Annotated in this window: 11 protein-coding genes; 7 read left to right on the top strand and 4 right to left on the bottom strand. The window is 63.9% G+C overall.

The features are described 5' to 3' along the window. Positions 1-23: 23 nt before the first annotated feature. Genes B0G74_RS46760 through B0G74_RS23130 form a run of 3 tightly spaced genes read right to left on the bottom strand, consistent with a single transcriptional unit; the run spans position 24 to position 2,639 of the window. Positions 24-182 carry a hypothetical protein gene (locus B0G74_RS46760; protein WP_347814523.1) on the bottom strand — a complete coding sequence of 53 codons (159 nt, stop codon included), beginning with the start codon at positions 180-182 and terminating at the stop codon, positions 24-26. Continuing rightward, positions 115-1,026 carry an ABC transporter permease gene (locus tag B0G74_RS23135; protein ID WP_243658288.1) on the bottom strand — a complete coding sequence of 304 codons (912 nt, stop codon included), beginning with the start codon at positions 1,024-1,026 and terminating at the stop codon, positions 115-117. The genes B0G74_RS46760 and B0G74_RS23135 overlap by 68 nt, the downstream gene beginning before the upstream one ends. Next, on the bottom strand, positions 1,023-2,639 hold the full coding sequence (locus tag B0G74_RS23130; RefSeq protein WP_132377207.1) for a sugar ABC transporter ATP-binding protein: 1,617 nt from the start codon (positions 2,637-2,639) through the stop codon (positions 1,023-1,025). The genes B0G74_RS23135 and B0G74_RS23130 overlap by 4 nt, the downstream gene beginning before the upstream one ends. A gap of 251 nt (positions 2,640-2,890) precedes the next feature. Between B0G74_RS23130 and deoC the strand changes: the two genes are divergently transcribed. The 7 genes from deoC to B0G74_RS23095 all read left to right on the top strand — a co-directional run bounded on the left by deoC (position 2,891) and on the right by B0G74_RS23095 (position 12,343). Continuing rightward, on the top strand, positions 2,891-3,901 hold the full coding sequence (gene deoC / locus B0G74_RS23125) for a deoxyribose-phosphate aldolase (RefSeq protein WP_132377206.1): 1,011 nt from the start codon (positions 2,891-2,893) through the stop codon (positions 3,899-3,901). 16 nt (positions 3,902-3,917) lie between these two features. Further along, on the top strand, positions 3,918-6,305 hold the full coding sequence (locus B0G74_RS23120; protein ID WP_132377205.1) for an aldehyde dehydrogenase family protein: 2,388 nt from the start codon (positions 3,918-3,920) through the stop codon (positions 6,303-6,305). Positions 6,306-6,486: 181 nt separating this feature from the next. Continuing rightward, positions 6,487-7,449 carry a ribokinase gene (gene rbsK / locus B0G74_RS23115; protein ID WP_132377204.1) on the top strand — a complete coding sequence of 321 codons (963 nt, stop codon included), beginning with the start codon at positions 6,487-6,489 and terminating at the stop codon, positions 7,447-7,449. A 34-nt stretch (positions 7,450-7,483) separates the two neighbouring features. After that, a complete protein-coding gene (locus tag B0G74_RS23110) occupies positions 7,484-8,530 on the top strand; it encodes an ABC transporter permease (protein WP_132377203.1) in 1,047 nt (348 codons plus the stop codon). Positions 8,531-8,625: 95 nt separating this feature from the next. Continuing rightward, positions 8,626-9,630 (top strand): autoinducer 2 ABC transporter substrate-binding protein, encoded by a 1,005-nt coding sequence (locus B0G74_RS23105; protein ID WP_132377202.1) that lies wholly within the window; start codon positions 8,626-8,628, stop codon positions 9,628-9,630. A gap of 79 nt (positions 9,631-9,709) precedes the next feature. Continuing rightward, positions 9,710-11,269: a sugar ABC transporter ATP-binding protein gene (locus B0G74_RS23100; protein ID WP_132377201.1), complete on the top strand. Its 1,560-nt coding sequence runs from the start codon at positions 9,710-9,712 to the stop codon at positions 11,267-11,269. 15 nt (positions 11,270-11,284) lie between these two features. Then, a complete protein-coding gene (locus B0G74_RS23095) occupies positions 11,285-12,343 on the top strand; it encodes an ABC transporter permease (protein ID WP_132377200.1) in 1,059 nt (352 codons plus the stop codon). A 55-nt stretch (positions 12,344-12,398) separates the two neighbouring features. Here the strand turns inward: B0G74_RS23095 and B0G74_RS23090 are convergent, their stop codons facing one another. After that, positions 12,399-13,124 (bottom strand): DeoR/GlpR family DNA-binding transcription regulator, encoded by a 726-nt coding sequence (locus B0G74_RS23090; RefSeq protein WP_132377199.1) that lies wholly within the window; start codon positions 13,122-13,124, stop codon positions 12,399-12,401. Between the last annotated feature and the right edge of the window lie 81 nt (positions 13,125-13,205).

The raw sequence follows: 13,205 nt of genomic DNA, 5'->3' as shown, positions 1-13,205 counted from the left end.
GTCCGAACTACTCTGATTCTTGCCTACTTCCTGGTGAAGGCAACCGCCGCGACGATGATCACGCCTTTGATCACCAGTTGCAGCGACGAGCTCACACCGAGCAGCACCAGCCCGTTATTGAGCGTGCCGATGATCAGACTGCCGAGCAGCGTCCCCAGCACGAAGCCGCGGCCGCCGAACAGACTGCAGCCGCCGAGCGTGACGGAGGCAATCACATCCAGCCTCCATGCCTTGCACGACATCGGGCCGCGCCGCGTGCGAGCGCGCCGAGAGCACGAGCGCGGCGAGTCCGGCCAGCATGCCGGTGAGAATGAAGGCGAGGGTGGTCACGCGCCGCGTGTTGATGCCCGAATAGAGCGCCGCCGTCGGATTGCCGCCCGCCGCGTAGATCTGCCGGCCGAACACGCTGTAGTGCAGCAGCAGAATGCCGGCGATCACGGCGAGCAGCGTCCAGATGATCGGCACCGGCACGCCGAAAATATCGCCCTCGCCAAAGATCGAGATGAACGAGTCGTTGTCGATGATCACGGGCTTGGTGGTCGTGACCATCAGCGCGAGTCCGCGCGCGGCGCTCAGGGTGCCGAGCGTGACGAGAAACGAAGGAATATTGACCCGCGTGGTCACGATCCCATTGATCGCGCCGACGATCGCGCCGGTGCCGATGCCGGCAATCGCGCCGATGACCCAGTTGTTGCCCACATACGCCATGGCGAGCGCCGCGGACATGCCCGAGAGCGCCAGCGTCGAGCCGACCGACAGATCGATCTGCCGCGCAATGATCACGAAGGTCATGCCGATCGCGATGATCGAGACCAGCGCGGTTTGCCGGCCGATATTCAGGAAGTTGTCGATGGATAAGAACCACGGCGACGCGAAGCTGAACACCACCAGCAGAATCGCGAACGCGGCATACAGCGCATAGGGTCGGTCGCCTTGCAGCAGGGCTTGCGCGATGCGCCGCATACGGCTTTTCTGCGGCGGCGATGCCTGCCGTTCGGCCGTCAGCGGCGAGACAGATTCATTCATGTTGCGGGCGCCTCGAGGGAAGAACGGGAAAGTTGGATCAGGTGATGCAGCGCTTCGGCGTTGGCGAGTTCGGCGCGCTCGACGGTGTTGACAATGCAGCCGTCCGCGACAATCGAAATCCGGTCGCACAGGCGCAGGAGTTCGTCGAGGTCCGACGACACGATGAGCACGCCGGTGCCCGCCTGCGCGGCGTCGCTCACCACGCCGTAGATTTCCTCGCGCGCGCCGACATCCACGCCGACGGTCGGCTCGTCGAGCATGAGCAGCTTGGGGCGCGGATGGTTCCACTTCGCGAAGACCACTTTCTGCTGATTGCCGCCGGATAAAAACTTGACCGCGGTGGAGGAGTTGGGCGCCTTGACGGCCAGCTCTTTCATGGAGCGCTTCGCCTGCTGAACGGCGGCCTGGCTGCGCAGCCATCCCCAGCGGGAAAAATGCGGCAAGCGCGGCAGCGTCAGGTTGCGTTCGATCGAATGGTCGAGCACGAGCCCTTCGAGATGGCGGTCTTCGGGCACCAGCGCCACGCCGAGTTGAATGGCCTCGGCGGGCGTGATGCGGGCACGCGTTCGACCGTCGATCTCGATGGCGCCGGAGTCGACGGAGCGAAGGCCGAAGATGGTTTGCAGAATCTCGGTGCGGCCGCTGCCGATCAATCCCGCGAGTCCGTGGACTTCGCCGCGGCGAAGCACCAGGTCGATGTGATGCAGGCGGTCGTTGCTGACGTTCGATAACTTGAGCACGGGCGCAGCGCCGGCATTGGACGCTTCTTCGGAGGTCGCCGCAGTGCTTGCGGCTGCGGCAACCGCTCCATCGCCCACCGCTGTTTTCTGCCGTGCCTGCAACGCGGCATGAGCGGGACCGACGATGGCCGCCACCAGTTGCTTCATATCCGTTTGCGCCGTCGTGAACGTGCCGGCATTCGCGCCGTCACGAAACACGGTGACGCGCTGCGAAATCCGGAACACCTCGTTCAACCGATGCGTCACATAGATCACGCCGACGCCGCGAGCCGTGACCGCGCGGATCGCGTCGAACAGAATCTGCTCTTCGCCGCCGGTCAGCGCGGAAGTGGGTTCGTCGAGAATCAGCACGCGCACTTCGCCCATCAGGGCCTTGCAGATCTCGGTCATTTGCCGGTAGGCGAAGGGCAGCGAGCCGACCGGCACTTTCGGATCGAGCGGAATGCCATGCGAGCGCAAAAACTCGCCGACCGTGGCCATGAGCTGGCGGTTCTTCACGAAGCCCAGACGCGTGCGCGGCTCGCGGCCCAACATGAGATTGGCGCCGACCGACAGCGATTCGACGAGACTCAGATCCTGGTAGACCACGGCGACACCCGCATCACGCGATTGCGCCGGCGAGTCGAACGCCACTGCCTGGCCGGCGATTTCGATGACGCCGTCGTCGTACGCATGCACGCCGCTGAGGATCTTGATCAGTGTGGATTTGCCCGCGCCGTTTTCGCCCAGCAGGGCGTGGACTTCGCCGGGCAACACTTCGAGGTCGACGCCGCGCAGCGCTTGCACGCCGCCAAATCGCTTGGTGACGCCCGCAACACGGATCAATGGAACCTGAGGCGATGACGCGGCCGCGACCGCAACCGGCTCACTCATCTGGCATGTCTCCTTCGTCCACGCGACGAAATTCTTTTCTTTGTATCACGCTAGCCGGCCGAAACCGTGTTGTGATCTTCGCATCATGAATATGGTGCGTCAATAACATTCACGGGCCTTCGCCGGGCTTCAGCGGTTGTTCGTGTAACGATTGCTCGCAAAGCTTGTTATGATTCTATCAATCGTTGTAGCATAAGTGCGAACAAATTGTCGGCGGCTGTTGTGCGTCGCATCATATTTTCGGATGTCTTATGCCAGAAGCCCCATTGCAGTCTTCCTCGGTCGTCGCGCTGCGCGGCACACCGATCGTCCATCCCGAGCGCAATCCGGGTATGCCGTTCGACGCGTCCTGGCTCGACGGCCTGCGCGTCAATCAGTCGGCGGTGGAACGGCGCACCGCCACGCTCGGCACGCGCCGCAGCGTGAAGAAAGACGCGCAGGCGGCCTGGCTGCTCAAAGCCGTCACCTGCATCGACCTCACCACGCTCAACGGCGACGACACCGAAGGCCGCGTGCGCCGGCTCTGCGCAAAAGCGCGCCAACCGGTGCGCGCCGATCTGCTCGAAGCGCTCGGCATCGCACCGCAAGGCATCACGACGGGCGCGGTGTGCGTGTATCACCGGTTCGTCGCGGCGGCGGTCGACGCGCTGCACGGCAGCGGCATTCCGGTTGCGGCGGTATCGACGGGTTTTCCCGCCGGCCTGATCCCGCATCCGTTGAAGCTGAAAGAGATCGAAGCGTCGGTCGCGGACGGCGCGCAGGAAATCGACATCGTCGTCACGCGTGAATATGTGCTCACCGGCAACTGGCAGGCGCTCTACGACGAAGTGCGCGACTTCCGCACGGCTTGCGGCGCGGCGCATCTGAAGACCATTCTCGCCACCGGCGACATCCGCACGCTGTCGAACGTGGCGCGCGCGTCGATGGTCTGCATGATGGCCGGCGCCGACTTCATCAAGACATCCACCGGCAAGGAAGGCGTCAACGCGACGCTGGACGTGTCGCTCGTGATGGTGCGCATGATCCGCGAATACCAGGAGCGCACCGGCGTGCTGATCGGCTTCAAGCCGGCGGGCGGCGTATCGACTGCGAAGTCGGTGCTGTCGTATCAGATCCTGATGAAAGAAGAACTCGGCCGCGCGTGGCTCGAACCGGAGCTCTTCCGCATTGGCGCATCGAGCCTGCTGGCCGATATCGAACGCCAGCTCGAACATTACGTGAGCGGGCGTTACTCCGCTTTCAACCGTCACCCCGTAGCCTGAACAGAAGACCGATCCCATGAGCGTAGCCGAGTATTTTTCATCGATGGAGTACGGTCCCGCACCCGAGGACGATCAACCCGCGCGCGCCTGGCTGGCGCAGCATGAGGGCAGCTTCGGGCATTTCATCGGCGGTGTGTGGCATGCGCCCGCGGCCGGTGAGCGCTTCGCCTCGCACGCGCCCGCGACGGGCGAGCAACTCGCGGAGATCGCCCAGGGCGACGCGGCCGACATCGACGCAGCGGTGGCCGCCGCGCGCGCCGCGCAGCCGGGCTGGCTCGCGCTAGGTGGCGCGGGACGAGCGCGGCATCTGTATGCGCTCGCGCGCATGGTGCAGCGTCATAGCCGGCTCTTTGCCGTGCTCGAAGCGCTCGACAACGGCAAGCCGATCCGCGAAACGCGCGACATCGACGTGCCGCTCGTCGCGCGTCACTTCCTGCATCACGCGGGGTGGGCGCAGTTGCAGGCGAGCGAGTTCGCAGATTACGCGCCGCTCGGCGTGGTCGGTCAGATCGTGCCGTGGAATTTCCCGCTGCTAATGCTCGCGTGGAAGATCGCGCCGGCCATCGCCACGGGCAACTGCGTCGTGTTGAAGCCTGCTGAATACACGCCGCTCACCGCGTTGCTGTTCGCCGAACTCGCGCATCGCGCGGGCTTGCCCGCCGGCGTGCTGAACGTCGTCACGGGCGACGGACGCACGGGCGCGGCGTTGGTCGAGCATCCGCAGGTCGACAAGATCGCCTTTACCGGCTCCACCGAAGTGGGCCGGCTGATCCGTTCGGCCACGGCCGGTTCGGGCAAATCGCTGACGCTCGAACTGGGCGGCAAGTCGCCCTTCATCGTCTTCGACGATGCGGACCTGGACGGCGCGGTCGAAGGCGTCGTCGACGCGATCTGGTTCAACCAGGGGCAGGTCTGTTGCGCGGGCTCGCGGCTGCTCGTGCAGGAAGGCATCGAAGCGCGTTTCATCGCCAAACTGAAACGGCGCATGGAGACGCTGCGCGTGGGCACGTCGCTCGACAAGAGCATCGACCTCGGCGCGATCGTCGATCCGGTGCAACTCGAGCGCATTCAGTCGCTGGTGGAAACCGGCCGCCGTGAAGGCTGCTCGGTGTGGCAGTCGCCTGACACGACGATGCCTGCTAACGGCTGTTTTTATCCGCCGACGCTCGTCACCGGCGTGGCGCCGGCTTCCACGCTGGCACAGGAAGAAATCTTCGGTCCGGTGTTGGTGACCATGAGCTTTCGCACGCCCGATGAAGCGATCGCGCTCGCCAACAACTCGCGTTATGGACTCGCCGCGAGCGTGTGGAGCGAAACCATCGGCCGCGCGCTCGATGTTGCGCCGCGGCTCGCAAGCGGCGTCGTCTGGATCAACGCGACGAATCTGTTCGACGCGGCGGTCGGCTTCGGCGGCTATCGTGAATCGGGTTATGGCCGTGAAGGCGGACGTGAGGGCATCTACGAATATCTGAAACCGCGAGCCTGGCTCAATCTTGCGGAGCGTCGCAAGACGCGTCTCGTGGAGAGCGCGGCCACGCTCGATCCGTTGTCGAACGTGACGTCGATCGATCGCACCGCGAAACTCTTTATCGGCGGCAAGCAGGCGCGTCCTGATAGCGGCTATTCGCTGCCGGTGCATGCGCCGGACGGCACGCCCGTTGGCGAAGTGGCCGCGGGCAATCGCAAGGACATCCGTAACGCGGTCGAAGCGGCGCGCGCGGCGCAGAAGTGGTCGCAGGCGAGCACGCATAACCGCGCGCAAGTGCTGTTCTATCTGGCCGAAAACCTGGCCGTGCGCGCGGACGAATTCGTGCGCCAGCTCGTGGTGCGAAACGGGGCGACGGAAGCCTCAGCGCGTGCCGAAGTGGACGCCTCGGTGCAGCGTCTTTTCACTTACGCGGCTTGGGCCGACAAGTTCGACGGCGCGGTGCATACGCCGCCGTTGCGTGGTGTCGCGCTGGCCATGCATGAGCCGCTCGGCGTGATCGGCATTGCCTGCCCGGACGAAGCGCCGCTGCTCGGCTTCGTTTCGCTGGCGGCGCCCGCGCTGGCGATGGGCAATCGCGTGGTGGTGTTGCCGAGCGAGGCGTCGCCGCTCACGGTCACCGACTTCTATCAGGTGGCCGAGACGTCCGACGTGCCCGGCGGCGTGCTGAACATCGTCACGGGCGAACGCGGCGCATTGCTGCCCGCGCTCGTCAAACACGACGACGTGGATGCGGTCTGGTGCTTCGGCAGCGCGGCGGATTCGACGCTGGTCGAGCGTGAATCGGTCGGCAATCTGAAACGGACGTTCGTCGATCACGGCCGCCAGTTCGAATGGTTCGATTGTTCGAGCGAAGGCCGGCCGTTTCTGCGCCAGGCCGTGCAGGTCAAGAACATCTGGATACCGTACGGAGATTGACCGCCAAGCCGGCAGCCGTACCAAACGTCTTAAAGTAAAGACACGCACGCCAACCAGAAAATGGAGGAGACAACGTGCTGAAGAATCTGGATCCGCTGTTGCATGCCGAAGTGCCGCGCGCATTTCAGGCATCGAAGGACGTTCCCTTTAACCCGGCTGTTCAGGAACAGGGGCAACGCGCATGAACACGTCTTCGCAACCAAACGGTCGCATCGTCATTCTCGGCATCTACGTCACCGATCTGACGTTTCGCGCCGGACGTATGCCGCAGATCGGCGAGACCATCGCGGGCACGGCGTTCGCGATGGGGCCGGGCGGCAAGGGCTCGAATCAGGCGGTCGCGGCCGCGCGTGTCGGCGCGGAAGTGGTGTTCTGCACGCGCATCGGCAACGACGCGTTCGGCTCTATCGCACGCGCCACGTGGGCCGCTGAAGGCATCACGGCGCGCGCGTCGGTGATCGACGGCGTCTCGACCGGTGCGGCGCACATTTTCGTGGACGACAACACTGGCATGAACGCGATCATCGTCGCGTCCGGCGCGGCCGGCACGATGGAAGCCGCCGACGTCGACGCAATCGAAGCCGATATCGCCGCCGCCCGCGTGTTCGTCACGCAACTCGAGCAGCCGCTCGAAGCCGCACGGCGCGGACTGGAAGTGGCGCGTAAGCATGGTGTCATCACCGTGTTCAATCCGGCGCCCGCCATGCCGCTCGACGACGCCATCTTCCCGCTGTGCGACTACATCACCCCGAACGAAACCGAAGCGGCCGCGCTCACCGGCGTGCCGATCGCGAATGCCGACGACGCCCGCCGCGCCGCTGACGTGCTGCTCGCCAAGGGCGTCGGCACGGTCATCGTCACGCTAGGCGAGGGCGGCGCGCTGCTGCATTCGGCGGAGCAATCGATCCTTGTTCCCGCCTACCACTGCGGCCGCGTGGTGGAAACCGCCGGCGCCGGCGACGGCTTCACGGGCGGCTTCGCGGCAGCGCTCGCACGCGGCGACGACGCCATTACGGCATTGCGTTTCGGTTGCGCGCTCGCGGGTATTTCCGTGACGCGTCCGGGCACGGCGCCTTCCATGCCGACACTCGACGAAGTGAATCAAGTGCTGAGCCAACCGGCCGGCGTGTCCCAGTCATCCTGACCGTTTGCGAAGCCTGAAGGAGCGTGTCGTCACCATGAAGTCTTCGTTCACCGCTGGAAAACTGTTCGGCGACCGGCAACTGAATTTCCTGCTGATCGTCAACGTGCTCGTCGTGCTGGTCGCGACGTGGCTCTCGCGCGGCCAATTCGTCGATATCGACAATCTGCAGTCGATGGGCGGCCAGTTGCCCGAGCTCGGCCTGCTCGCGCTCGGCATCATGCTCTCGATGGTGTCGGGCAACGGCGGCATCGACCTGTCCGGCGTCGGGCTCGCCAACCTGTCGGGCATGGTTGCCGCGTTGATCGTGCCGCGCTTCGTCAACGGCGACGATTCGCCCGCGCTCTACACGTCGCTGTTCTGCGTGATCGTGGTGGTGATGGGTTTGCTTGGCGGACTGCTGAACGGCGTGGTGATCGCGCGCCTCAGACTCACGCCGATTCTCTGCACGCTCGGCACGCAGCTGCTGTTCACCGGCTTCGCGGTGGTGCTCAGCAACGGCGCCTCGGTGCATGTCGACTACGTGGACCCGTTGTCGAATATCGGCAACGGCACGGTGTTTCAGGTGCCGATCGCGTTCTGCATTTTTATCGCCGCGGTGATCGTGCTGGGGTGGCTGCTCAAGCGCAGTCCATTCGGCCTGCGTCTCTATCTGATGGGCACCAATCCCAAGGCGGCGTTCTACGCCGGCATTCCCCGCGCGCGCATGCTGATCACGACGTATGCGATGTGCGGCGTGCTCGCGTCGCTGGCCGGGCTGATCAGCGCGACGCATACGTCGAGCGCGAAATGGGACTACGGCAATTCCTATCTGCTGATCGCGATCCTGATCGCGGTGATGGGCGGCGTGAATCCCGCGGGCGGGCATGGCCGCATCATCTGCGTGTTCTTCGCCGCGACGGTGCTGCAGTTTCTGTCCAGCCTGTTCAACCTGATGGGCGTGTCGCAGTTCTTCGGCGATTGCGCATGGGGGTTTCTGTTGCTGCTGTCGCTGGCGTTTGCGGGCGGCGAACGGGTGCGCGCGATCTTTGGTTTCGGCGGCGCAAGCAATGCCGGCGCTTCAAGTGCAGCGCCTAAGCGTTAGTGGCGCGCGACAAGGTTTCAGTACGCGGCGGACAACGAGCCCTGGCTGTCCGCGACGATCAAGTGGGCGACATCGAACGATAAAGGAGACTTTGCATGAAATTGACTCGACTGGGTGCCGCGCTCGCAGCGGCCGCGCTGACGGTAGGTGTGATCGCTGCCGCGCAGGCTGCCACGAACGAAACGATCGTCACGGTCGTCAAGGTGACCGGCATCAACTGGTTCAACCGGATGGACGACGGCGTCAAGCAGTTCGCCAAGGACAACCCCAACATAAACGCGTATCAGACCGGGCCCGGCCGCGCGGACGCGGCGCAGCAACTGAAGATCATCGAAGATCTGATCGCCAAGAAGGTCACCGCCATTGCCGTGGTGCCCTACGATCCGCCGACGCTCGAACCGGCGCTGAAGAAGGCGATGGATCGCGGCATCAAGGTGGTCACGCATGAAGCCGACAATGCCAAGAACACGATGGTCGACATCGAGGCGTTCGACAACACCGCCTACGGCGCCGGCCTGAACGAGCGTCTCGCCTCGTGCATGCACGACGACGGCAAGTGGGCCGTGCTGGTGGGTTCGCTCGGCAGCCGCTCGCAGGTGCAATGGGCGGACGGCGGCATCGGCAACGCCAAGGCCAAGTATCCGAAGATGAACCTGGTCGAGCCCAAGCTCGAAACCAATAACGACGGTGAGCGCGCCTATGAAGTCGCCAAGGAAGTGCTGCGCAAGCATCCGGACCTGAAGGGCTTCCAGGGTTCGTCGTCGCTCGACGTGATCGGCATCGGCCGCGCGGTGGAAGAGGCCGGCATGCAGGGCAAGATCTGCGTCTACGGCACGGGCCTGCCGACCGAAGCCGGCAAGTTCCTCGAAAGCGGCGCGATCAACGGCATCGCGTTCTGGGATCCGAAGCTCGCGGGCATCGCGATGAACAAGGTCGCGCAGATGCTGGTGGACGGCAAGACGGTCGAGAACGGCGCCGACCTCGGCATTCCTGGCTACACGAAGGTCACGGTCGCGAAGGGACCGGGCAAGGGCATCATCGTGCGCGGCCAGGGCTGGGTGAACGTCGACAAGACGAACTACAAGCAGTATCCGTTCTGAGCTTTCTGGCGGCTTTGACTTTTGTTTCATGTGTCACGGCGTCCCCGAAAGGGGACGCCCCAACCTGCGACTCGCCACAATGAATCAAGACGCAACCTCACCGAAGTCACCGCAGTCCGACGTTTCGCAGCCATTCCTGGAGGTGGTCGGCGTGCACAAGCGCTTCACCGGCGTGCATGCGTTACGCGGCGTTAGCCTGTCGTTCGAGCGCGGCCAGATCTATCACCTGCTCGGCGAAAACGGTTGCGGCAAGAGCACGCTTATCAAGATCATTTCCGGTGCACAGCCACCCGACGAAGGCGAACTCGTAATCGAAGGCGTGCGGCATGCGCGGCTCTCCGCGCTCGAATCGCTCGCGGCCGGTATCGAGACCGTTTATCAGGATCTCTCGTTGCTGCCCAATATGAATGTGGCGGAAAACGTCGCGCTCACGTCCGAGTTGGCCACGCACGCGGGCAAGCTGGCCCGCACCTTCGACCGGCGCGAGCTGGCACGCACGGCGGCGCGCGCGCTCGAAGCGGTCGGGCTGCCCGGCAACGCCGAGTTTCAGGCAACGCTGATCGAACAATTGCCGCTCGCCACGCGGCAGCTCGTGGCGATTGCCCGCGCGATCGCCAGCGAGGCGAAGTTCGTCATCATGGACGAGCCCACCACGTCGCTCACGCAGAAGGAAGTCGACAATCTGATCGCCGTGCTCGCTAATTTACGCGCGCAGGGCGTCACCGTGCTGTTCGTGAGCCACAAGCTCGACGAGTGCTATGCGATCGGCGGCGAAGTCATCGTGCTGCGCGACGGCCAAAAAATGGCGCAAGGACCGATCGCGCAATTCACCAAGGCGCAGATCAGCGAGTTGATGACGGGGCGTCATCTGTCTAACGAGCGTTATCGTGAAGGCGCCTGCGAGCCCAACGTCGTGCTCGATGTACGCGGTTATACGCGCGCCGGCCAATTCAGCGATGTGTCGTTCGCGCTGCACGGCGGCGAGATTCTCGGCATTACGGGTCTGCTCGACTCGGGGCGCAATGAACTTGCACGCGCGCTCGCGGGCGTCGCGCCGGCGCAATCCGGGCACGTGATGCTCGACGGCAAGGCCGTCTCGCTGCGCACGCCCTCGGACGCCAAGGAGCATCGCATCGGCTATGTGCCGGAAGACCGCCTGAACGAAGGGCTCTTTCTCGACAAACCGATCCGCGACAACGTGATCACCGCGATGATCTCCAGCCTGCGTGACCGCTTCGGGCAGATCGACCGCACTCGCGCGCAGGCGCTCGCGGAACAGACGGTGAAGGATCTGCAGATCGCCACGCCGGGTGTCGACAAACCCGTGCAATCGCTGTCGGGCGGCAACCAGCAGCGCGTGCTGATCGGCCGCTGGCTCGCCATCGACCCGCGCGTGCTGATCCTGCATGGACCGACAGTCGGTGTCGACGTCGGCTCGAAGGACATCATTTACCGCATCATGCAGCGCCTGTCGCAACGCGGCATCGGCATCATCCTGATCAGCGACGACTTGCCGGAACTGCTGCAGAACTGCGACCGCATCCTGATGATGAAGAAAGGGCGTGTCGCCAGCGAATACCAGGCCGACACGCTGAGCGAAGCCGATCTGTATCACGCGCTGCTTTCGGAAGCCGCATAAAGGACGTCTCTACTCATGAACTCGCGCCTCGATTCGCGCCTGAACCAGACCATGACCACCCCGACCGTCGTCGAAGTCGCCCCCGAGGTCAAGCCGCCGAGCTTGCGGGCCAAGCTCGCGCGCAATCCCGAATGGTTCACCCTGGCATTGATCGCGGTGACGTGCCTGATTGTCGGTGCGATCAATCCGCGTTTCTTCCAGTTGGCGACGCTGTTCGACCTGTTGCATTCGGCGACCACGATGTCGCTGTTCGCGTTAGGCACGCTGGTGGTGCTGGCGTCCGGCGGGATCGACGTGTCGTTCACCGCCATTGCCGCGCTGACGATGTACGGCATCACCAAGGCCGTGTTCGCGTGGTGGCCGGACGCGCCGTTTGCGCTGATCCTGATTACGGGCGCGCTCGGCGGCATCGTGCTTGGCGTTGTCAACGGGGTGCTGGTGCATCGGCTAAAAGCGCCTTCGCTGATCGTCACGATCGGCACGCAGTATCTGTATCGCGGGCTGTTGCTGACGTTCATCGGCACGACGTTCTTTATGAACATTCCGCACAGCATGGATCATTTCGGCCGCATTCCGCTGTTTTTCTATCACACGGCTGATGGCTTGCGCGCCGTGTTGCCGGTGTCGGTGATAGCGCTGGTGGCGGCCGCGGTGGTCACTTGGTGGCTCCTGAATCGCACGATGATGGGACGCGGCGTCTATGCGATGGGCGGCAGCCTCGCGATTGCCGAGCGGCTCGGCTACAACCTGCGCGCGATCCATCTGTTCGTGTTCGGCTATACCGGCATGCTCGCCGGCATCGCGGGCATTCTGCATGTGTCGAACAACCGGCTTGCGAATCCGTTCGATCTGGTGGGCTCGGAACTCGATGTGATCGCGGCGGTGATTCTGGGCGGCGCGCGCATTACGGGTGGCACGGGCACGGTAGCCGGCACGTTGCTCGGCGTGGTGCTGGTCACGCTGATCAATAGCGTGCTGATTCTGGTGGGCGTGCCGAGCACCTGGCAGAAGGTGATTATCGGCGCGTTTATTCTGATCGCCGGGACGCTGTTCGCGTTGCAGCGTAAGAACTAGAAGAGTTGCGGCCTTTGCATTGCTAACGCCGCGATGCAGAGGCACGCATACGCGCTTACCGGCGCTTGCGGAGTTCCTGGCCTTTCTCGGTGATGATGGAATCGAAGTCGTCGACTTGCGAGAAACGCACCGCTTTGACGACGCCGAACTTGCTCTGATCCACCACCAGATGCCGCTCGACTGCGCTCGCCATAGCCGCCTGCTTGAGGGCGACCTCGTGAAAATTCCAGCACGTCACACCGCGCGCCGCGTCCACGCCGCCGGCGGAAATGAATGCCTTGTTGATGCCCATGCGGCGCAGCATCTCCAGACTTTCTTCACCTGCGAACGAATCTGACGAAGGTACATAGACGCCGCCCAGCAGAATCATCCGCACATTGGGCTTGCGCCGCAAAATTTCCGCGACGTTCAGCGAATAGCACACCACCGTGACATGCCGCTCGACCGGAATCAGCCGGGCCAGCGTAGTGAGGGTCGTGCCGCAGTCGATGAACAGCGTTTCGTTGTTGCCGATAAGTCCCGCCGCGATCGCCGACGCCTCGGCTTTGGCCTGCGCGAAGTGGTCTTTCTCTTCTTCGAGTGAATAGCCGGCGTTATTCGGTACGTCGGTCGCGCTGACGATATAGCCGCCGAGATACGTGAATCGCTCGGGACTGCCGGCAATGTCGCGCCGGACAGTCATTTCCGAAACGCCCAGCAGGCCGGCGGCGTCGCGCAGGCGCATCACGTTTTGCCTGGCCAGCGCATCGGCAAGGGCGCGGAGGCGGTCGGGTTTCAGCATGGAGGCTCCTGTCGCGCAGTGTGGGAGGGCGTTATGTTTTGTTCGATTTGGTGAAAGAATTATAACAAGAGGCGGTGCGCA

This window comes from Paraburkholderia sp. BL9I2N2, from assembly GCF_004339745.1.
Taxonomy (GTDB): Bacteria; Pseudomonadota; Gammaproteobacteria; order Burkholderiales; family Burkholderiaceae; genus Paraburkholderia.
This window is presented reverse-complemented; position numbering and strand designations above follow the sequence as displayed.